This window comes from Pseudomonas sp. GW821-FHT02C04 (genome assembly GCF_059421845.1).
Window position 1 is genome coordinate 322,164 of record NZ_JBWKVT010000002.1, and the last position, 19,910, is coordinate 342,073.

Genomic DNA, 19,910 nt, shown 5'->3' on the forward strand with positions numbered 1-19,910 from the left:
AAAAAAACCTCGCGACCGGTAACGGTCGCGAGGTTTTTTTGTACCGGGAGGCTTACGCCGCTTCCGGCGTCGGCGCCCGGCGCACGTCCGGTTGCTTCCACGAATCGGCAGCGCTTTCTTCGATGGCTTGCTGGATCGCCTTGCGGCGCGCTTCTTCGGCACGACGGCTGAAGAACCAGACCATGAAGGTCACCAGCGACACCGCCAGCAGAATCAGGCTGGCCACGGCGTTGATCTCAGGCTTCACCCCCAGACGCACCGCCGAGAACACTTCCATCGGCAGGGTCGTCGAACCCGGGCCGGAGACGAAGCTCGCCAGCACCAGGTCGTCCAGCGACAGGGCGAACGACATCATGCCGCCCGCCGCCAGCGACGGCGCGATCATCGGGATGGTGATCAGGAAGAACACCTTCCACGGCCGTGCGCCGAGGTCCATCGCGGCCTCTTCGATCGACAGGTCCAGCTCGCGCAAGCGGGCGGAGACTACCACCGCCACATAAGCGGCACAGAACGTGGTGTGGGCAATCCAGATGGTGACGATGCCGCGCTCCTGCGGCCAGCCGATCATTTGCGCCATGGCCACGAACAGCAGCAACAGCGACAGACCGGTAATCACCTCAGGCATGACCAGCGGCGCAGTGACCAGGCCGCCGAACAGCGTACGGCCCTTGAAGCGCGTGATACGGGTCAGGACGAACGCCGCCAGCGTACCCAGCGCCACTGCCGCGACGGCGGTGTAGCAGGCGATTTCCAGCGAGCGCACCACCGAGCCCATCAGTTGGGTGTTGTCGAGCAGGCCGACGTACCACTTGATCGACCAGCCGCCCCACACCGTCACCAGTTTCGAGGCGTTGAACGAGTAGATCACCAGGATCAGCATCGGCAGGTAGATGAACAACAGGCCGAGCACCAGCATCAGGCTGGAGAAACGGAAGCGCTTCATTCTTTACCCTCCATTTCCTTGGCCTGACTGCGGTTGAACAGGATGATCGGCACGATCAGGATCGCCAGCATCACCACCGCCAGGGCGGACGCCACCGGCCAGTCACGGTTGTTGAAGAACTCTTGCCAGAGCACTTTACCGATCATCAGGGTTTCCGGACCGCCGAGCAGTTCCGGGATCACGAACTCGCCCACCACCGGGATGAACACCAGCATGCAGCCGGCGATGATCCCGTTCTTGGACAGCGGAATAGTGATTTTCCAGAAGCTGTTGAACGTGCTCGAACCCAGATCGGACGCCGCTTCCAGCAAGCTGTTGTCGTGCTTCACCAGGTTGGCGTACAGCGGCAGGATCATGAACGGCAGGTACGAGTAGACGACGCCGATGTACACCGCGAGGTTGGTGTTGAGGATCTGCAGCGGCTCGTCAATGAAGCCCATGCTCATCAGGAAACCGTTGAGCAGGCCGTTGTTGCTGAGGATGCCCATCCACGCATAGACGCGGATCAGGATCGCGGTCCAGGTCGGCATCATGATCAGCAGCACCAGCACCGTCTGCACTTCCTTGCGGGCACTGGCGATGGCATAGGCCATCGGGTAGCCGATCAGCAGGCACAACAGCGTGCTGAAGAACGCCATCTTCAGCGAACCGAGGTACGCCGAGATGTAGAGTTCGTCGTCGCCGAGCATCGCGTAGTTGCCCAGGTTCAGCAGCACTTGCAGCTTCTGGTCAACGAAGCTGTAGATCTCGGTGTACGGCGGGATGGCCACGTCTGCTTCGGCAAAGCTGATCTTCAGAACGATGAAGAACGGCAGCATGAAGAACAGGAACAGCCAGATGAACGGAACCCCGATGACCAGTTGGCGGCCACCGGGAATTATTCGATTGAGCCGGCGTTTGAATTTGCGCATGTTCATGAGCGAAGTACCACGCCGCTGTCATCTTCCCAGTACACGTACACCTGATCACCCCAGGTCGGACGTGCGCCACGACGCTCGGCGTTGGCCACGAAGGACTGCACCAGTTTGCCGCTCGGCAACTCGACGTAGAACACCGAGTGCCCGCCGAGGTAGGCGATGTCGTGCACCTTGCCGCTGGACCAGTTGTACTCGCAGGTCGGCATTTCGGCGGTGACCAGCAGTTTTTCCGGACGGATCGCGTAGGTCACGGACTTGTCCTGCACCGAAGTGCTGATGCCGTGGCCGACGTAGATCTGCCGGTCGAGGTCCTTGCAGACGATGGTCGCGTGGCCTTCGGCGTCGTCGATCACTTCGCCTTCGAAGATGTTCACGTTGCCGATGAATTCGCAGACCAGGCGGCTGGTCGGGGTCTCGTAGATGTCGATCGGGCTGCCGATCTGGGCGATCCAGCCCAGGTGCATGATCGCGATGCGCTCGGCCATGGTCATGGCCTCTTCCTGGTCGTGGGTCACCATCACGCAGGTCACACCCACGCGCTCGATGATTTCCACCAGTTCCAGCTGCATCTGCGAACGCAGTTTCTTGTCCAGTGCGCCCATCGGTTCGTCGAGCAGCAACAGCTTCGGCCGCTTGGCCAGCGAACGCGCCAGCGCCACACGCTGACGCTGGCCGCCGGACAACTGGTGTGGCTTGCGCTTGGCGTACTGGCTCATCTGCACCAGTTTGAGCATCTCGGCCACGCGGGCGTCGATCTCGGCCTTGGGGATCTTGTCCTGTTGCAGGCCGAACGCGATGTTCTGCGCCACGGTCATGTGCGGGAACAGAGCGTACGACTGGAACATCATGTTGATCGGTCGCTCGTACGGCGGCATGTCGGTGATGTCGACGCCGTCGAGGAAAATGCGCCCCTCCGTGGGCCGTTCAAACCCTGCCAGCATCCGCAGCAGAGTGGATTTGCCCGATCCCGAACCGCCGAGCAGGGCGAAGATCTCGCCCTTCTTGATTTCCAGGGACACATCGTCCACGGCAACCGTCTCGTCGAACTTCTTCGTGACCCGGTCGATTTTAACCAGCACCTGCTTAGGTGTCTGGTCGCCCTCGAGGGCTTTCTTATAGGCGCCGGAGGCAACTGCCATTTACGAAACTCCCAGAAAAAAAGAGTGCAGTTCGCCCACGCAAGACGAACCCAGGATAGTTTGTACGTTGAAGCTATTTACCCGACTTGACCTTGGTCCAGCTGCGGGTCATCAAACGCTGAATATTCGGCGGCAACTCGATCGACACGTAAGTCTTGTCGAGAACGGCCTGCGGTGGATAAACCGCTTCGTCGGTGCGAATGGACTGCTCCATCAGCTTGTCCGAACCCGGGTTGGGGTTGGCGTAACCGACGTAGTCACTGACCTGGGCGATCACCTCAGGTTTCAGCAAATAGTTGATGAAAGCGTGGGCCTCTTTGACGTTGGACGAGTCCTTCGGGATCGCCAGCATGTCGAACCAGAGCGCGCCGCCCTCTTTCGGGATGGCGTAGGCGATGTTCACGCCTTTCTTGGCTTCTTCGGCGCGGTGCTTGGCCTGGAAGATGTCGCCGGAGAAACCGATGGCCACGCAGATGTCGCCGTTGGCCAGATCGCCGATGTATTTCGAGGAGTGGAAGTAGGTCACGTAAGGACGCACCGCCAGCAACTTGGCCGTGGCCTTCTCGTAATCCTTGGGATCGGTGCTGTTGGCGTTCAGGCCCATGTAGTTGAGCACGGTCGGCATCATTTCATCGGCCGAATCGAGGAACGCCACGCCGCAGCTGTGCAGCTTCTTGATGTTCTCGGGCTCGAACAGCACGCTCCAGGAGTCGATCTTGTCGACGCCGAGCACGGCTTTCACTTTATCGACGTTGTAGCCGATGCCGTTGGTGCCCCACAGGTACGGCACGGCGTACAGGTTGCCCGGATCATTCTGTTCCAGGCGCTTGAGCAGCACCGGGTCGAGGTTGGAATAGTTCGGCAACTGCGCCTTGTCGAGCTTCTGGAACGCGCCCGCCTTGATCTGCTTGCCAAGGAAGTGGTTCGACGGCACGACCACGTCGTAACCGGTACGCCCGGCAAGCAGTTTGCCTTCCAGGGTCTCGTTGGAGTCGAACACGTCGTAGACCGGCTTGATCCCGGTTTCTTTCTGGAAATCGGCCAGGGTGGTCTCGCCGATGTAATCCGACCAGTTATAAATATGCACAGTACCGGCGGCTTGGGCACCGACAGCGAACGTCAGGCCGGCAGCGGCCAGCAGGGCATTGCGCAAAGAAGAAAAAATAGGCAAGTGGAGGTCCTCTAATTTAGTTGGGCCCAAGTTGCCCCGCGCTGCATGACAGTCACGGTTGCCCGGCAACAAAACCGGCGCGCAACTTACCCTCGAAAAACCGTTCCAGCAAAACTTTCTGTCATTTAATTGCACCGCTGGCCGTCCTTGCGAACGCGACGGCCAGCGGTTGCTGCGTCAAACCGGCTTATTTACCGGATTTGATCTTGGTCCAGCTGCGAGTCATTTCACGCTGGGTCGCCGCCGGCAGATCGGCGATGGCATACAGCTTGGCCTGCACGTCGGCTGGCGGGTAGATGCCTGGATCGCTGGTGATGTCTTTTTCCACCAGTGCCGTTGCAGCGGCGTTACCGTTCGGGAAACGTACGGCGTTGGTGATGCCGGCCATGACTTCAGGCTTCTGCAGGAAGGTCATGAACTTGTAGGCGCCTTCAACGTTTTCGGCATCCTTCGGAATGGCGACCATGTCGAAGAAGCTGCCAGCACCTTCCTTCGGAATCGCGTAGCTGACTTTCACCTTGTCACCGGCCTCGGCGGCACGGGACTTGGCCTGCTGCACGTCACCCGAGTAGCCGACCGCTACGCAGATGTTGCCGTTGGCCAGGTCCGAGATGTACTTGGAGGAGTGGAAGTAGGTGATCGAAGGACGAATCTTGAGGAACAGATCCTCGGCTTTCTTGATGTCTTCTTTCTTCTGGGTGTCGGTTGGCAGGCCCAGGTAGTGCAGCGCGACCGGGAGCATTTCGGTCGGCGAATCGAGGAAGCTCACGCCGCAGCCCTTGAGCTTGGCGATGTTTTCCGGCTTCAGCAGAACGTCCCAGGAATCGATGGTGTCGACGCCCAGTGCAGCCTTGACCTTCTCCGGGTTGTAGCCGATGCCGATCGAGCCCCACATGTACGGGAAGGCGTGCTTGTTGCCCGGGTCGCTGACCGACACGGCCTTGAGCAGGTCCTGGTTCAGGTTCTTCCAGTTAGGCAGCTTGGAGGTGTCCAACTCCTGGTAAACGCCGGCCTTGATCTGCTTGGCCAGGAAGTTGTTCGACGGCACGACCACGTCGTAGCCGGACTTGCCCGCCAGCAGCTTGGCTTCCAGGGTTTCGTTGGAGTCGAACACGTCGTAGACGACCTTGATCCCCGACTCTTTCTCGAAGTTCGCGATGGTGTCCGGAGCAATGTAGTCGGACCAGTTGTAGACGTGCAGCACTTTGTCGTCCGCGTGAACCGCGCCCGCCATCATGCCCGCGACGGACAGGGCCAGAAGAGTCTTGCCAGCAAGCTTTTTACCTAATGCCTTCATGCGTCATGCTCCAAATTTTTCTTTTTTGAACCACTTTGTTCAGCGGCCGAACCCGGACAACTGGAACCGCGGCTAGTCTGGCAAGATACGAGGCGGTCTTTCAAGAAAAGACCAGCCTTTCTGACAGCTCCGAGCGACAGCGCAACAGCTCCATCGCTCAGAGCCTAGCACTTAGCCCTGCAATGCACTGAGGGTCAGGTCCAGGCATTTGCGTGCCTTGGTCACCAGCTCATCGATCTCCGCCTTGCTGATCACCAGCGGCGGCGCGATGATCATGGTGTCGCCCACGGCGCGCATGATCAGCCCGTTGTCGAAGCAGAACTGGCGGCAGATCATGCCCACACCCTTGCCTTCGTAACGCTTGCGAGTGGCCTTGTCCTGCACCAGCTCGATGGCCCCCAGCAGACCGACTCCGCGCACTTCCCCCACCAACGGGTGATCGTTCAGCTCGCGCAGACGTTTCTGCAAATACGGTGCCGTTTCTTCATGGGCGCGTTCGATGATTTTCTCTTCGCGCAGAATCCGGATGTTTTCCAGACCCACCGCCGCCGCCACCGGGTGACCGGAGTAGGTGAAGCCGTGGTTGAAATCGCCGCCCTCGTTGAGCACCGCCACCACTTCGTCGCGCACGATCAGGCCACCCATCGGGATGTAGCCGGACGTCAGGCCTTTGGCGATGGTCATCATGTGGGGCTTGAGGTCGTAGAAATCGCTGCCGAACCATTGGCCGGTACGGCCGAAACCGCAGATCACTTCGTCCGCCACGAACAGGATGTCGTACTTGGCGAGGATTTCCTTGATGCGCGGCCAGTAGGTGTCTGGCGGAATGATCACGCCGCCGGCGCCCTGGATCGGCTCGGCAATGAAGGCACCGACGTTGTCGACGCCGACTTCGAGAATCTTCTCTTCCAGCTGATTGGCCGCCCAGATCCCGAATTCTTCCGGGGTCATGTCGCCGCCTTCGGCGAACCAGTACGGCTGGGCGATATGGACGATGCCCGGAATCGGCAAGTCGCCCTGCTCGTGCATGTACGTCATGCCGCCCAGGCTGGCGCCGGCCACGGTGGAGCCGTGATAGCCGTTCTTGCGGCTGATGATGACTTTCTTGTTCGGCTGGCCCTTGATCGCCCAGTAGTGGCGAACCATGCGCAGCATGGTGTCGTTGCCTTCAGAGCCGGAACCGGTGAAGAACACGTGGTTCATGCCTTCCGGCGCTACGTCGGCGATGGCCTTGGCCAGTTCCAGTGCCGGCGGGTGGGCGGTCTGGAAGAACAGGTTGTAGTAAGGCAGTTCGCGCATTTGCTTGGCGGCCGCATCGGCCAGCTCATCGCGTCCATAACCGATCGCCACACACCACAGACCCGCCATGCCATCGAGGATCTTGTTGCCCTCGCTGTCCCACAGGTACACGCCCTTGGCGTTGGTGATGATCCGTGGACCCTTTTCTTTCAGCTGTTTGAAGTCGCTGAACGGGGCCAGGTGGTGATCGCTGCTGAGGGCTTGCCACTCACGGGTTTGCGGGTTGTTGCTGGTCATGCCAATTCTCCTTGTTATCGGTGAAGGCGCGGCAGCTGGCCACCGCGCCCGGCGTATCAGACGGCGAAGAGCAGGTACTCACGCTCCCAGGAACTGATCACGCGCTTGAAGTTTTCATGCTCGGCCCGCTTGACCGCGACGTAGCCGGTGATGAAGGTCTTGCCCAGGTATTTCTCGATGGTTGCGCTGTTTTCCATACGCTCCAGCGCGTCTTCGATGGTCAGCGGCAGGCGCAGGTTGCGACGCTCGTAACCACGGCCCACGACCGGCGCGCTAGGGTTGAGGCCCTCGACCATGCCGATGTAGCCGCAGAGCAGGCTCGCGGCAATCGCCAGGTACGGGTTGGCGTCGGCGCCCGGCAGGCGGTTTTCCACCCGACGGTTCTGCGGGCCGGCATCCGGTACGCGCAGGCCCACGGTGCGGTTTTCTTCGCCCCACTCCACGTTTACCGGTGCCGAGGTGTCCGGCAGGAAGCGGCGGAACGAGTTGACGTTCGGTGCGAACAGCGGCAGCAATTCCGGGATCAGTTTCTGCAGGCCACCGATGTGGTGCAGGAACAACTGGCTCATGGTCCCGTCTTCATTGGAGAACACGTTCTTGCCGGTCTCGATGTCGATGATGCTCTGGTGCAGGTGCATCGCACTGCCCGGCTCGCCGGTCATCGGCTTGGCCATGAAGGTCGCGGCTACGTTGTGCTTGAGGGCGGCCTCACGCATGGTGCGTTTGAACACCAGAATCTGGTCGGCCAGGGACAGTGCATCGCCGTGACGGAAGTTGATTTCCATCTGCGCGGTGCCGTCCTCGTGGATCAGCGTGTCGAGGTCCAGCTCCTGCAATTCGCACCAGTCGTAGACGTCTTCGAACAGCGGGTCGAATTCGTTCGCCGCTTCGATGGAGAACGACTGACGACCGATTTCCGGACGCCCGGAACGGCCGACTGGCGGCTGCAACGGATAGTCAGGGTCGTCGCTGCGCTTGGTCAGGTAGAACTCCATTTCCGGCGCCACGATCGGCTGCCAGCCCTTGTCGGCATAGAGTTTCAGGACTTTCTTGAGGACGTTGCGCGGCGACAGCTCGATCGGGTTGCCTTGCTTGTCGTAGGTGTCGTGGATCACCTGGGCGGTCGGCTCGATGGCCCATGGCACCAGGTACACGGCGTTCTGGTCGGGGCGGCAGATCATGTCGATGTCGGCCGGGTCGAGCAGTTCGTAATAGATGTCGTCTTCGACGTAGTCGCCGGTCACGGTCTGCAACAGAACGCTCTCTGGCAGGCGCATGCCTTTTTCGGCGATGAACTTGTTGGTCGGCGAGATCTTGCCCCGGGTGATACCGGTCAAGTCGCCGATCATGCATTCGACTTCTGTGATCTTGTGGTCTTTCAACCAATCGGTGAGCTGGTCGAGGTTGTTACTCATAAATGCCTCTGGGCTGAGTCTCCTGACGCGTGTCAGGCAAGTTTGACGCACGGGGCGTCGCGTTAAGGGGGCTTGCTTGCGCGCAGTACCGGCTTACGCCTGGCACCGCGCATAGACAATGAAGGAGGAGCTTACCTGCCCTTTACGCTGGCGTTGCATTTCCTGTGCACATCCGGGGCGTGCAGAATCACGGGCACGGCGACGGGCGCGGTGCAGGCCGGAAGAAGGAAAGAGATCTATATTGAAAGGAGAACCGCTAAAGAGGATGCCTTCGCGCACGTCCAGAATATCGGACGCTGCCGCCTGATCTGCCGTGGACAGAGACAACGCTGGCAGGCTGCGAGCCTTGCTGGCTGCGCTGCGGACGGACGTGTCGCCACTGATGTGATAAGCATGCAGACCGGACTGCAAGGAGCAGTCGGTGACGCCGATTAACGGCAGGCGAGACATGAAGCACCCCGGTATTATTGCTGTTATGGGTTTGACCCGAGCTTAGCCTTGTTCATTTTTTTACACAACACCCCCGTAAAAAATACAACACGGCCTGCTCAAGCCTGCGGGTGGCGCGTCCTCCATGGATAAAAAAATGCCCCAAAGTGCCCCATAAATGCCCTCATGGCGCTTTTTCAGGGCAAAAAAGGCCTCGCTTGACTTCGGCAGGCCGTTCGGGTTGACTGAAACCAGAAAAGATCAATGATTGATATTTTTAACAACAAAGGTGTTGCATCATGTCGGTACCCCCGCGTGCCGTTCAGCTTAACGAAGCGAACGCGTTCCTTAAGGAACATCCTGAGGTTCTGTACGTTGACCTTCTGATTGCGGATATGAATGGTGTGGTGCGCGGCAAGCGCATCGAACGCACCAGCCTCCACAAGGTTTACGAGAAAGGCATCAACCTGCCGGCCTCTCTATTTGCTCTGGATATCAATGGTTCGACGGTGGAAAGCACCGGTCTGGGCCTGGACATCGGCGACGCCGACCGTATCTGCTATCCAATCCCCGACACCCTGTGCAACGAGCCATGGCAGAAGCGCCCTACCGCGCAACTGTTGATGACCATGCACGAACTCGAAGGTGACCCTTTCTTCGCCGATCCGCGCGAAGTGCTCCGTCAAGTTGTTGCAAAGTTTGACGAGCTGGGCTTGACCATCTGCGCCGCATTCGAACTCGAGTTCTACCTGATCGACCAGGAAAACGTGAACGGCCGCCCTCAGCCGCCACGCTCGCCGATCTCCGGCAAACGCCCGCATTCGACCCAGGTCTACCTGATCGACGATCTCGACGAATACGTCGACTGCCTCCAGGACATTCTGGAAGGTGCAAAAGAGCAAGGCATCCCGGCTGACGCCATCGTCAAGGAAAGTGCCCCGGCGCAGTTCGAAGTGAACCTGCACCACGTCGCTGACCCGATCAAGGCGTGCGACTACGCGGTCCTGCTCAAGCGTCTGATCAAGAACATCGCCTACGACCATGAAATGGACACCACCTTCATGGCCAAGCCGTACCCGGGCCAGGCAGGTAACGGTCTGCACGTACACATTTCGATTCTGGATAAACAAGGCAAAAACATTTTTGCCAGCGAGGATCCCGAGCAGAACGCCGCGCTGCGTCACGCGATCGGCGGTGTGCTCGAGACCCTGCCCGCGCAGATGGCTTTCCTCTGCCCGAACGTCAACTCCTACCGTCGTTTCGGCGCACAGTTCTACGTGCCGAACTCGCCGAGCTGGGGCCTGGACAACCGCACCGTGGCCCTGCGCGTACCGACCGGCTCCGCCGACGCGGTTCGCCTGGAGCACCGCGTTGCCGGCGCCGACGCCAACCCGTACCTGCTGATGGCTTCGGTCCTGGCGGGCGTGCACCACGGTCTGGTCAACAAGATCGAACCGGGCGCTCCGGTCGAAGGCAACAGCTACGAGCAGAACGAGCAGAGCCTGCCGAACAACTTGCGCGATGCCCTGCGCGAGCTGGACGACAGCGAAGTGATGGCCAAGTACATCGATCCTAAGTACATCGATATCTTCGTCGCCTGTAAGGAAAGCGAGCTGGAGGAGTTCGAACACTCCATCTCCGACCTTGAGTACAACTGGTACCTGCATACCGTTTAAGCGGATTGCAGCAAAAGAAAACGCCGTTGGCTTCTCAGCCCGCGGCGTTTTTTATTGGCCCCTGTGGCACATGGCCAAGCTCTGCGTACAATGCCCGATGCCCCGCAGGAGACTTTCATGACGCGTCCCGCCCCCGTCCGCAAACCCCGTGCCCGCAGCCAGGCGCGGATCGATTCGATACTCGACGCCGCGCGCACGCTGCTGGCCGCCGAGGGCGTGGCGAGCCTGTCGGTCTACAGCGTCGCCGAGCGCGCGCAGATCCCGCCCTCCTCGGTCTACCATTTCTTCGCCAGCGTCCCGGCGTTGCTCGAGGGCCTGACGGCGGATGTCCACGCGGCCTTCCGCGCCTGCCTGCAAGCGCCGATCGATCACGACGCCCTGCGCGACTGGCGCGACCTGTCACGACTGGTCGAGCAACGGATGCTGGAGATCTACGACGAAGACGCCGCCGCCCGCCAACTGATCCTTGCGCAACACGGCCTCACCGAAGTCACCCAGGCCGATCGTCAGCACGACCTCGAATTGGGCGACCTGATGCACAAGCTGTTCGACCATCACTTCGAACTGCCGAAGCTGCCGGATGACGTCGACGTGTTCGCGCTGGCGATGGAACTGGGCGACCGCGTCTACGCCCGCTCGGTGCAGCAGCACGGGCAGATCACCCCGCGCATGGCCGAGGAAGGAATGCGTGTGTTCGATGCCTACATCGGGCTGTATCTGCCGCCGTACCTGCCCAAGCGGGTTCTCTAGCGCGGCACGCGACAGACACAAAAAACCCCGAAGGGCTCACACCCTTCGGGGTTGTTTTTTACTCACAGGCTTACAACTTGGCGATGGACACCTCGGTGGATTTCACGAAGGCGATCACTTCGCTGCCGACCTCCAGTTCCAGCTCCTTGACCGAACGGGTGGTGATCACCGAAGTGACGATGCCGGAAGCGGTCTGCACGTCGATTTCCGACAGTACGTCGCCGAGAACGATCTCCTTGATCGCGCCTTTGAACTGGTTGCGTACGTTGATGGCTTTGATAGTCATGGCATTGATTCCTGTCGTTTGCTTGAGTTATTGAGCCCAACGCAGTTGCGTAGGCAAGGGTGAAACGGGCTCCGGCGCCGGCGGCTCGCCGGGCAGGGACAACACACGGTTGAGTACTTCGGTTTCCAGCGCTGCCAGTCGATGGGAGCCACGCACCCGAGGGCGCGGCAGCTCCACCTGCAGATCGAGACCGACTTCGCCGTCCTCGATCAGAATCACCCGGTCGGCAATCGCCACCGCTTCGCTGACATCGTGGGTCACCAGCAACACGGTGAAACCATGCTGTTGCCAGAGACGTTCGATCAGTTGCTGCATCTCGATCCGGGTCAGCGCGTCCAGTGCGCCCAGCGGCTCGTCGAGCAACAGCAGGCGCGGTTGATGGATCAGCGCTCGAGCCAGCGCTACACGCTGCTTCTGCCCGCCGGACAGCGCCGCCGGCCATTCATTGGCGCGATCCGCCAGGCCGACTGCATCCAGCGCTTCCAGGGCTTGCGGGCGCCAGTTGCCTTTAAGGCCGAGACCGACGTTGTCGATGATCTTTTTCCACGGCAACAACCGTGCTTCCTGAAACATCAATCGGGTGTCTTCCCGCGCATCGCTGAGCGGTGCAGCCCCGGCCAGCAGATCGCCGCCGGTGGGTTGATCGAGGCCAGCGAGCAAGCGCAGCAACGTGCTTTTGCCGCATCCGCTGCGCCCGACCACCGCGACGAACTGCCCCGCCGGAATGTGCAGGTCGATGCCCCGCAGCACCTGCCGCGAACCGAAGGTCTTTTGCAGATTGCGCACCGCCAGCGGAATGCCGCGCAGCAGGCGTGGAGGTTGTTGAGCGGTCATGCCGCACCTCCTTTCGCCACTTGATACGCTGGGTGCCAGCGCAGCCACACACGCTCAAGTCCACGGGCCGCGAGGTCGGCCAGTTTGCCGAGCACCGCGTACAGCAGAATCGCCAGCACCACCACGTCGGTTTGCAAGAACTCGCGGGCGTTCATCGCCAGGTAACCGATGCCCGAGCTGGCAGAGATGGTTTCCGCCACGATCAGCGTCAGCCACATGAAGCCCAGGGCGAAGCGCACGCCGACCAGAATCGAAGGCAGCGCCCCCGGCAGAATCACCTGCCAGAACAGGCTGAAACCGGACAGGCCATAACTGCGGGCCATCTCCACCAGCGCCGGGTCGACGTTGCGGATGCCGTGATAGGTGTTGAGGTAGATCGGGAACAACGTGCCCAACGCCACCAGGAAAATCTTCGCCGACTCGTCGATGCCGAACCACAGGATCACCAACGGAATCAGCGCCAGGTGCGGCACGTTGCGGATCATCTGCACCGAGCTGTCGAGCAGGCGCTCCCCCCACTTCGACAGGCCGGTGATAAAGCCCAGCACCAGACCGATGCTGCCACCGATGGTGAAGCCCAGCGCGGCGCGCCAGCCGCTGATTGCCAGGTGCGTCCAGATTTCACCGCTGCGCACCAGGCTCACGCCAGCTTCGATCACCGCCACCGGCGCCGGCAGAATCCGCGTCGACAGCCAACCCGCCGACACCGACAACTGCCACACCGCCAGCAACAACACCGGCAACGCCCAGGGCGCGAGGCTGTGGATAAATTTCTTCATGGCGGCGCCTCAGCTCTGGGACGCGGCTTTGGGAAGAATGTCGTTGGCCACCATCTCGCCGAACGGGCTGACATAACCGGCGCTTTTCGGCAGTTCCGGACGCTCGACGTCGAGGTGCGGGAACAGCAGCTCGGCCACCCGATACGATTCTTCGAGGTGTGGATAACCGGAGAAAATGAAGGTATCGATGCCCAGCGCCGCGTATTCCTTCACGCGAGCGGCCACAGTCGGACCGTCGCCAACCAGTGCCGTACCGGCACCGCCGCGCACCAGGCCGACACCGGCCCACAGGTTCGGGCTGACTTCGAGGTTGTCACGGCTGCCGCCGTGCAGCGCGGCCATGCGTTGCTGACCGACCGAATCGAACCGCGCCAGCGAAGCCTGGGCACGTTTGATGGTGTCGTCGTCCAGATGCGAGATCAGGCGATCCGCTGCCTGCCAGGCTTCGGCGTTGGTTTCCCGCACGATCACATGCAGACGGATGCCGAAGCGCACGGTGCGGCCGAGTTTGGCGGCTTTGGCGCGAACCTGTTCGATCTTCTCGGCCACCGCCGCTGGCGGCTCGCCCCAGGTCAGGACCATTTCCACTTGTTCGGCGGCCAGATCCTGCGCCGCTTCCGAAGAACCGCCGAAGTACAGCGGCGGGCGCGGTTGCTGGATCGGCGGATAGAGCAATTTGGCGCCCTTCACGCTGATGTGCTCGCCGTCGTAATCCACGGTTTCGCCTTCCAGCACACGACGCCAGATCCGGGTAAATTCCACCGAGGCCTGATAGCGCGCTTCGTGGTCAAGGAACAGACCGTCGCCGGCCAACTCTTCCGGATCGCCACCGGTTACCAGGTTGAACAGCGCACGACCACCAGACAACCGATCCAGGGTCGCGGCCTGACGCGCTGCCACCGTCGGGGAAATGATCCCGGGGCGCAGGGCGACCAGAAACTTCAGGCGCTGGGTCACTGGAATCAACGATGCCGCCACCAGCCATGAATCCTCGCAGGAGCGGCCGGTAGGAATCAGCACGCCGCCGAAACCCAGTCGATCCGCCGCTTGCGCGACCTGTTGCAGATAGCCGTGGTCGACGGCGCGGGCGCCTTCGGCGGTGCCAAGGTAATGGCCGTCACCGTGGGTAGGCAGGAACCAGAAGATGTTGAGGCTCATGGAGTGGTCTCCTTGGAAATTCGATTTACTGGGCTTGGGTGGCCGAGCTTTGGGCCACAGCGGCCGGTGGCGTCCAGATCACGTCCTTGATGCTCAACGGCTTGGGAATCAGCTTGAGCTGGTAGAAGGTGTCGGCGATTTTCTGTTGCGCGGCGACCACTTCCGGGGTCAGGAACAGCGCGCCGTAGCCCTGGCGTTTCACCGAGGTCAGGGTGATGTCTGCCGGCAGACCGAGCAGCGGCGACACCTGTTGAGTCACGTCTTCCGGATTGGCCTTGGACCATTCGCCCACTGCGCGCACTTCTTCCACCAGGGTCTTGATCACCTCGGGATTTTTCTGTGCGTAGGGTTTGGTCGCCAGGTAGAACTGGTGGTTGTCGACGATGCCTTTGCCGTCACGCAGGGTGTGCGCTTGCAGTTGTTTCTCGGCGGCGGCCTGGTACGGATCCCAGATGACCCAGGCGTCGACGCTGCCACGTTCGAACGCGGCGCGGGCATCGGCCGGCGGCAGGAATACGGTTTGAATGTCGGTGTACTTGAGGCCGGCGTCTTCCAGCGCACGCACCAGCAGGTAGTGGACGTTGGAGCCCTTGTTCAGCGCGACTTTCTTGCCCTTGAGATCCGCCACCGATTTGATCGGCGAATCTTTCGGCACAAGGATCGCTTCGCTGTTCGGCGCTGGAGGCTCGTAGGCCACGTAGAGCAGATCGGCACCGGCCGCCTGAGCGAAGACTGGCGGAGTTTCGCCGGTGACGCCGAAGTCGATCGAGCCGACGTTCAGGCCTTCCAGCAGTTGCGGGCCGCCGGGGAATTCAGTCCATTGCACGTCGACGCCTTGGGCGGCGAGGCGTTTCTCCAGGGTGCCTTTGGCCTTGAGCAGCACCAGCGTGCCGTACTTCTGATAACCGATCCGAAGTGTCTCGGCTTGAGCTTGAGTGATGGCGCCGAAGGTGACAGCCGCAGCAAACAGAGCGACCAGACCACGACGCAAAAATACAGTGCGCATAGCGCTCTCCTTTTTGCTGTTGGGTTTTGGCTGCACCTGCTTGCCCGTTGGCGGGCGAGTAAGGCCAGTACTTCAAGTTTCGATGTGGCTCAAATGCTCCAGCGAGCACTCAACAAACGCTCGTTCAACAGGCCCGGCTCCAGCGGCTTCGGTCGGCGGGCCATGGCGCTGACAAACTGGTCCAGCGCTTCGTGCAGGCGCTGCTCCAGAGCTGGCGCCAACTGCGCCGCAGCACTGCCTTCGCCGTAGGCGATCTGGCTGTCCTCGGCAAAAATCCCTTGCAGCATTTCCTGGGCCTTCAACGCCGACAACACCGGTTTGAGTGCGTAATCGACGACCAGCATGTGGGCGATGCTGCCGCCCGTGGCCATCGGCAAGACAATCTTGTGGCTCAGGGCGCGCTCGGGCAGCAGATCCAGTACGGTCTTCAGTGCGCCGGAGAACGACGCCTTGTAGACCGGAGTCGCGATCAGCAGGCCATCGGCGTTTTCAATCTGTTGCAGCAGGTCGAGCACCTTCGGGCTGTCGAAGCGGGCGTGGAGCAGGTCTTCAGCCGGGAAGTCCCGCACCTGATAACTCACCACTTCCACCCCTTGCTGCTGCAACCAGCGTTGCGAGCGCTCCAGCAACACCCCGGAACGGGAGCGTTGACTGGGACTGCCACCGAGTGAGACGACCAGCATTCAGACAATTCCTTGAGCGTTACCGGCGATTCGCGGGTTGCGATCTCGCTTCAATGACACTGACCTTACCAGCTGATTCATATATCCATAAATCATATTTATTCATTTGGTTATTCCTTATGGAGATATACGTTTCACGTTCTTCCGGGCAAAAAAACAGGCCGTGAAAACGGCCTGAAACCCTGCATCGTGGTTCGAACTGATCGCTCCCCATGCAGAGTGTGGGAGCGATCCGAGGACGGTTATTTGTTCGGCTGTGGCGTCAGGCGCAGGTACGGCTTCACCGCGCGGTAGCCCTTTGGAAAGCGTTTCTTGATTTCGTCTTCATCCTTGAGCGACGGCACGATTACCACTTCGTCACCGTCCTGCCAGTTGGCCGGAGTGGCCACCTTGTAGTTGTCGGTGAGTTGCAGCGAATCGATCACCCGCAGGATCTCGTGGAAGTTGCGCCCGGTGCTCGCCGGGTAGGTGATGGTCAGGCGGATCTTCTTGTTCGGATCGATCACGAACAGCGAACGCACGGTCAGCGTGTCGCTGGCGTTCGGATGGATCAGGTCGTAGAGATCCGACACCTTGCGATCGGCATCGGCCAGGATCGGGAAGTTGACAATAGTGTGCTGGGTTTCGTTGATGTCTTCGATCCACTTGTGGTGCGAATCCACCGGATCGACCGACAGGGCGATGGCCTTCACGCCGCGTTTGGTGAACTCATCCTTGAGCTTGGCGGTGAAGCCCAGCTCGGTGGTGCACACCGGGGTGAAGTCCGCCGGGTGGGAGAACAGCACGCCCCAGCTATCGCCCAGCCACTCGTGGAAACGAATCTTGCCAGCGCTGGAATCCTGTTCGAAATCGGGGGCGATATCGCCGAGTCTGAGGCTCATGGTGCTGCTCCTGATGAGTTGTTGGAGACCTCAACTGTAGCTCGGGATTTGCCTATATGAAAAAGAATAAATAACGAGATATTTATATCGTTTAAGAATATTAAACATCTGTTCACTGGACGCCTGTCGGCAACGCGCCGAACATCGGCCCCAAGGTTCGAGAAGGCCTTGAGTTGCTGCAAAGAGGGAAATGTCGGGAAAGGTCTACGGGGGTGGGCCTGACCCGAAAACACAAAAGCCCCGTCCGGCGCGATGCCGGACGGGGCTTTTTTACATCGGTTTTTTACATCAGTGCAGGAGCGCTATTACAGCAGCGGGATCGAGTAGCTGACGATCAGGCGGTTTTCGTCCTGGGAGCGAGTGCTCGCCAGATCGGTACGCCACATGGCGTTCTTCCAGGCAACGCCGAGGTTCTTCAGCGGGCCTTCCGGAATCACGTAGCCAACGGTGATGTCACGTTCCCACTCGGTTTTTTCGCCGACCGGAGTGTCGATGTTATCGCCACGCAGGTAGATCACACCGGCGGTCAGGCCAGGCACGCCGACTTTGGCGAAGTCATAAGCGTAGCGAGCTTGCCAGGTACGTTCGCCAGCACGGGCAAACTTCTGGATCTGCATGTCGGTGATGGTGCTGTTGGACGAGCCGTCACCCTGGTTCAGCCAAGGGAAGTCGCTGTCACCCTTGGTGTACTGATAGCCAGCACCGAAAGTGTGACCTTGAACCGAGTACAGAGCCAGGTAGCTGTACAGATCGTTGTCGACCTTGCCCTTGACGGTTTTGCCGCCGTAGAAACCGCTGGTGTAGTAGGCAGGAGTGTCGCCGTTGTTGCCGTTGTCACGGCTGCGGTAGTAACGCAGGTCGCTTTTCAGTACGCCTGGACCGATTGCCCAGTTGTGTACCAGACCCAGGAAGTTCTGCGAGTAGAACTCTTTCAGTTCGCCGTAGTAGTACGAGGCGGTCAGGTCTTTGGTCAGCTTGTAGTCAGCACCGGCGTAGTAGAACTTGTTGCTGAACACGCCTTTGTCGTAGTTCGAACCAGCGTTCGCACCAGCAATCGACATGTTTTCGTTGTTGCTGGAGTTACGACCCTTCACGGCCTCAACCTGACCGGCAGTCAGAGTCAGGTCCTTGATCTCGTTCGAAGTGATCGCTTCGCCCTGGAAGGTTTGTGGCAGCAGACGACCATCGTTGTACTTGATGACCGGGTTGTTCGGCAGCAGAGTACCGACCTTCAGTTCGGTCTGGGAGATTTTGACCTTGCCGGTCACGCCCAGGCTGGCGAAGTCATGCACAGCACGGTTGCCGTCGCTTGGGAAAACAGTGCCACCCGAAGCGGTACCTGCGGAGTTGCCGCTGGTAGCCGGGCTGGAGTCCAGACGCACGCCGTACAGGCCGATAGCGTCAACGCCGAACTGAACGGTACCTTGGGTGTAACCCGAGGTGAAACGCAGATCGAAGCCTTGGCCCCACTCTTCGTTCTTGTTCGGACCAGTGCCATCGCGGTTATCGGTGTTGATGTAGAAGTTACGCAGCCCCAAGGTGGCCTTGCTGTCTTCGATGAAACCGGCTGCGCCTGCCTGCTGCGCAATAACCCCTACGGCCACGGCCAGGGCCAAGGTGGACTTGTTCATGTATCGCTCCTCTCGTTTCTAATTCTTGTGTTCCTGGTCCGGGGTCTGATGCCCCTGGATCCTAAGATGCGCGATTAGCGCCAGACCGTGACTGACAAGTCAATCGTAACCTTGTGTGTCTACGACCAAGGTCTAATCGCAGTTATTTGGTCCTTGCAGGGTAAAGACTTCCTGATAAACCCAAAAAGAATTTATTGATTCCTTTTAATACCATTCAGACATATGGCCCTGTAGTGGCCATCTGCACCGGGATACAGCGTATCGGCGACTAAGCTCATTCCTAAATGGTATTTATTAGCCTTTTTTTAGATCGTTTAGCTTTGGCGAAACCCCGATTCGTCAAACCCTATCGAAAAGGCGACGCCATCATGGCCAAACGCGCACTATCTAGTCAATTTGTTACAGTTTTTGTATCAGCACTGATTTCTTTCTCTGCCCACGCCGCTAACCTCACTGTCGGCTACCAGACCGGCATCGACCCAAGCAAAGTCCCTCAGGCCGATGGCGTTTACGAGAAGACCATAGGCGAGAAAATCGACTGGCGCCGTTTCAATAGCGGCCCGGAAGTTGTGACAGCCATCGCCTCCGGTGACGTACAGATCGGCAACCTCGGCTCCAGCCCGCTGGCGGCCGCCGCTTCGCGCAACCTGCCGATTGTCGCGTTCATCGTCTCGGCGCAGATCAATGCCGCCGAAGCCCTGGTCGTTCGCAACGGCAGCGGTATCAACAAGCCCGAGGATCTGATCGGCAAGACCATCGCCACCCCGTTCGTCTCCACCTCCCACTACAGCCTGCTCGGCGCGCTTAAGCACTGGGGCCTGGACACCTCGAAAGTCAAAGTGGTGAACCTGCAACCTGCGGAAATCGCGGCGGCCTGGAAACGCGGTGACATCGACGGCGCCTTTGTCTGGTCACCGGCGCTGGGCGAGATCCGCAAAACCGGCAAGACCCTGACCGATGCCGCGCAGGTCGGCCAGTGGGGCGCGCCGACCTTCGAAGTCTGGGTAGCGCGCAAGGACTTTGCCGAGAAGCACCCGGAAGTCTTGGCCAAATTCGCCAAGGTGACTCTGGACTCGTTCGCCGACTATGCCGCCCATAAAGACAGCTGGACGGCCGACTCGGTACCGGTGCAGAAAATCGCCAAACTGACTGGTGCCAATGCCGCCGATGTCCCGGAATTGCTCGCAGGTTCGGCGTTCCCCGATGCCAAGGCGCAACAGACCACTGCGCTGCTGGATGGCGGCACGGCGAAGGCGATTGGTGAAACGGCGAAATTCCTGAAGGAACAGGGCAAGGTCGAAAGCGTACTGCCCGACTACTCGCCGTATGTCAGTGCGAAGTTTGTTGCTGAATAAAGGATATGCCCCCACGTGTCACGT

Annotated in this window: 19 protein-coding genes; 3 read left to right on the forward strand and 16 right to left on the reverse strand. The window is 60.1% G+C overall.

What is annotated here, in order from left to right:
- Window positions 1–52: 52 nt before the first annotated feature.
- The 8 genes from AC07VV_RS09575 to AC07VV_RS09610 form a co-directional block, all read right to left on the reverse strand.
- A complete protein-coding gene (locus AC07VV_RS09575; protein ID WP_169432362.1) occupies window positions 53–943 on the reverse strand; it encodes an ABC transporter permease subunit in 891 nt (296 codons plus the stop codon).
- Window positions 940–1,821: an ABC transporter permease subunit gene (locus AC07VV_RS09580; protein WP_244142489.1), complete on the reverse strand. Its 882-nt coding sequence runs from the start codon at window positions 1,819–1,821 to the stop codon at window positions 940–942. The genes AC07VV_RS09575 and AC07VV_RS09580 overlap by 4 nt, the downstream gene beginning before the upstream one ends.
- Before the next feature lie 35 nt (window positions 1,822–1,856).
- Window positions 1,857–2,999: an ABC transporter ATP-binding protein gene (locus AC07VV_RS09585; RefSeq protein WP_249482979.1), complete on the reverse strand. Its 1,143-nt coding sequence runs from the start codon at window positions 2,997–2,999 to the stop codon at window positions 1,857–1,859.
- A gap of 73 nt (window positions 3,000–3,072) precedes the next feature.
- Window positions 3,073–4,170: a polyamine ABC transporter substrate-binding protein gene (locus AC07VV_RS09590; protein ID WP_096817460.1), complete on the reverse strand. Its 1,098-nt coding sequence runs from the start codon at window positions 4,168–4,170 to the stop codon at window positions 3,073–3,075.
- A 187-nt stretch (window positions 4,171–4,357) separates the two neighbouring features.
- Entirely contained in the window at window positions 4,358–5,467 is a 1,110-nt protein-coding gene (locus tag AC07VV_RS09595) for a polyamine ABC transporter substrate-binding protein (RefSeq protein ID WP_495036088.1), read from the reverse strand.
- Window positions 5,468–5,638: 171 nt separating this feature from the next.
- Window positions 5,639–7,003, reverse strand: coding sequence for an aspartate aminotransferase family protein (locus AC07VV_RS09600; protein WP_011336447.1), 1,365 nt, complete (start codon window positions 7,001–7,003; stop codon window positions 5,639–5,641).
- 56 nt (window positions 7,004–7,059) lie between these two features.
- Window positions 7,060–8,418, reverse strand: coding sequence for a glutamine synthetase family protein (locus tag AC07VV_RS09605; protein WP_096817456.1), 1,359 nt, complete (start codon window positions 8,416–8,418; stop codon window positions 7,060–7,062).
- Between the two features lie 93 nt (window positions 8,419–8,511).
- The gene (locus tag AC07VV_RS09610) at window positions 8,512–8,868 is read right to left on the reverse strand and encodes a gamma-glutamyl-gamma-aminobutyrate hydrolase family protein (protein ID WP_495036089.1); all 357 of its coding nucleotides are present in this window, start codon (window positions 8,866–8,868) and stop codon (window positions 8,512–8,514) included.
- Between the two features lie 278 nt (window positions 8,869–9,146).
- Between AC07VV_RS09610 and AC07VV_RS09615 the strand changes: the two genes are divergently transcribed.
- Both AC07VV_RS09615 and AC07VV_RS09620 read left to right on the forward strand, forming a co-directional pair.
- Window positions 9,147–10,523 (forward strand): glutamine synthetase family protein, encoded by a 1,377-nt coding sequence (locus AC07VV_RS09615; protein ID WP_096817455.1) that lies wholly within the window; start codon window positions 9,147–9,149, stop codon window positions 10,521–10,523.
- A 117-nt stretch (window positions 10,524–10,640) separates the two neighbouring features.
- Window positions 10,641–11,273 carry a TetR/AcrR family transcriptional regulator gene (locus AC07VV_RS09620; protein ID WP_102619652.1) on the forward strand — a complete coding sequence of 211 codons (633 nt, stop codon included), beginning with the start codon at window positions 10,641–10,643 and terminating at the stop codon, window positions 11,271–11,273.
- A 70-nt stretch (window positions 11,274–11,343) separates the two neighbouring features.
- Here the strand turns inward: AC07VV_RS09620 and AC07VV_RS09625 are convergent, their stop codons facing one another.
- From AC07VV_RS09625 to AC07VV_RS09660, 8 genes are all read right to left on the reverse strand, one after another.
- Entirely contained in the window at window positions 11,344–11,559 is a 216-nt protein-coding gene (locus tag AC07VV_RS09625; RefSeq protein ID WP_007953520.1) for a TOBE domain-containing protein, read from the reverse strand.
- Window positions 11,560–11,586: 27 nt separating this feature from the next.
- Window positions 11,587–12,393: an aliphatic sulfonates ABC transporter ATP-binding protein gene (gene ssuB, locus AC07VV_RS09630; RefSeq protein WP_249482986.1), complete on the reverse strand. Its 807-nt coding sequence runs from the start codon at window positions 12,391–12,393 to the stop codon at window positions 11,587–11,589.
- A complete protein-coding gene (gene ssuC / locus AC07VV_RS09635) occupies window positions 12,390–13,172 on the reverse strand; it encodes an aliphatic sulfonate ABC transporter permease SsuC (protein WP_011336451.1) in 783 nt (260 codons plus the stop codon). The genes ssuB and ssuC overlap by 4 nt, the downstream gene beginning before the upstream one ends.
- Window positions 13,173–13,181: 9 nt before the next feature.
- Window positions 13,182–14,330: an FMNH2-dependent alkanesulfonate monooxygenase gene (gene ssuD / locus AC07VV_RS09640; RefSeq protein ID WP_102619651.1), complete on the reverse strand. Its 1,149-nt coding sequence runs from the start codon at window positions 14,328–14,330 to the stop codon at window positions 13,182–13,184.
- Between the two features lie 25 nt (window positions 14,331–14,355).
- A complete protein-coding gene (locus AC07VV_RS09645) occupies window positions 14,356–15,336 on the reverse strand; it encodes a sulfonate ABC transporter substrate-binding protein (RefSeq protein ID WP_495036090.1) in 981 nt (326 codons plus the stop codon).
- Between the two features lie 89 nt (window positions 15,337–15,425).
- Window positions 15,426–16,019 (reverse strand): NADPH-dependent FMN reductase, encoded by a 594-nt coding sequence (gene ssuE / locus AC07VV_RS09650; RefSeq protein ID WP_495036091.1) that lies wholly within the window; start codon window positions 16,017–16,019, stop codon window positions 15,426–15,428.
- 242 nt (window positions 16,020–16,261) lie between these two features.
- Window positions 16,262–16,900: a peroxiredoxin gene (locus AC07VV_RS09655; protein ID WP_457380131.1), complete on the reverse strand. Its 639-nt coding sequence runs from the start codon at window positions 16,898–16,900 to the stop codon at window positions 16,262–16,264.
- Window positions 16,901–17,205: 305 nt separating this feature from the next.
- Window positions 17,206–18,531 (reverse strand): OprD family porin, encoded by a 1,326-nt coding sequence (locus tag AC07VV_RS09660; RefSeq protein WP_102619649.1) that lies wholly within the window; start codon window positions 18,529–18,531, stop codon window positions 17,206–17,208.
- A 365-nt stretch (window positions 18,532–18,896) separates the two neighbouring features.
- Between AC07VV_RS09660 and tauA the strand changes: the two genes are divergently transcribed.
- Complete coding sequence (gene tauA / locus AC07VV_RS09665; protein ID WP_495036324.1) at window positions 18,897–19,886, forward strand: taurine ABC transporter substrate-binding protein; 990 nt, start codon at window positions 18,897–18,899, stop codon at window positions 19,884–19,886.
- Window positions 19,887–19,910: the final 24 nt, after the last annotated feature.

What these genes read in the sequence shown, in the direction of transcription:
- AC07VV_RS09575 (WP_169432362.1), bottom strand. Translation starts at nt 943, where the DNA reads ATGAAGCGCTTCCGTTTCTCCAGCCTGATGCTGGTGCTCGGCCTGTTG.
- AC07VV_RS09585 (WP_249482979.1), bottom strand. Translation starts at nt 2,999, where the DNA reads ATGGCAGTTGCCTCCGGCGCCTATAAGAAAGCCCTCGAGGGCGACCAG.
- AC07VV_RS09595 (WP_495036088.1), bottom strand. Translation starts at nt 5,467, where the DNA reads ATGAAGGCATTAGGTAAAAAGCTTGCTGGCAAGACTCTTCTGGCCCTG.
- AC07VV_RS09600 (WP_011336447.1), bottom strand. Translation starts at nt 7,003, where the DNA reads ATGACCAGCAACAACCCGCAAACCCGTGAGTGGCAAGCCCTCAGCAGC.
- AC07VV_RS09605 (WP_096817456.1), bottom strand. Translation starts at nt 8,418, where the DNA reads ATGAGTAACAACCTCGACCAGCTCACCGATTGGTTGAAAGACCACAAG.
- AC07VV_RS09610 (WP_495036089.1), bottom strand. Translation starts at nt 8,868, where the DNA reads ATGTCTCGCCTGCCGTTAATCGGCGTCACCGACTGCTCCTTGCAGTCC.
- AC07VV_RS09615 (WP_096817455.1), top strand. Translation starts at nt 9,147, where the DNA reads ATGTCGGTACCCCCGCGTGCCGTTCAGCTTAACGAAGCGAACGCGTTC.
- AC07VV_RS09620 (WP_102619652.1), top strand. Translation starts at nt 10,641, where the DNA reads ATGACGCGTCCCGCCCCCGTCCGCAAACCCCGTGCCCGCAGCCAGGCG.
- AC07VV_RS09625 (WP_007953520.1), bottom strand. Translation starts at nt 11,559, where the DNA reads ATGACTATCAAAGCCATCAACGTACGCAACCAGTTCAAAGGCGCGATC.
- ssuB (WP_249482986.1), bottom strand. Translation starts at nt 12,393, where the DNA reads ATGACCGCTCAACAACCTCCACGCCTGCTGCGCGGCATTCCGCTGGCG.
- ssuC (WP_011336451.1), bottom strand. Translation starts at nt 13,172, where the DNA reads ATGAAGAAATTTATCCACAGCCTCGCGCCCTGGGCGTTGCCGGTGTTG.
- ssuD (WP_102619651.1), bottom strand. Translation starts at nt 14,330, where the DNA reads ATGAGCCTCAACATCTTCTGGTTCCTGCCTACCCACGGTGACGGCCAT.
- AC07VV_RS09645 (WP_495036090.1), bottom strand. Translation starts at nt 15,336, where the DNA reads ATGCGCACTGTATTTTTGCGTCGTGGTCTGGTCGCTCTGTTTGCTGCG.
- ssuE (WP_495036091.1), bottom strand. Translation starts at nt 16,019, where the DNA reads ATGCTGGTCGTCTCACTCGGTGGCAGTCCCAGTCAACGCTCCCGTTCC.
- AC07VV_RS09655 (WP_457380131.1), bottom strand. Translation starts at nt 16,900, where the DNA reads ATGAGCCTCAGACTCGGCGATATCGCCCCCGATTTCGAACAGGATTCC.
- AC07VV_RS09660 (WP_102619649.1), bottom strand. Translation starts at nt 18,531, where the DNA reads ATGAACAAGTCCACCTTGGCCCTGGCCGTGGCCGTAGGGGTTATTGCG.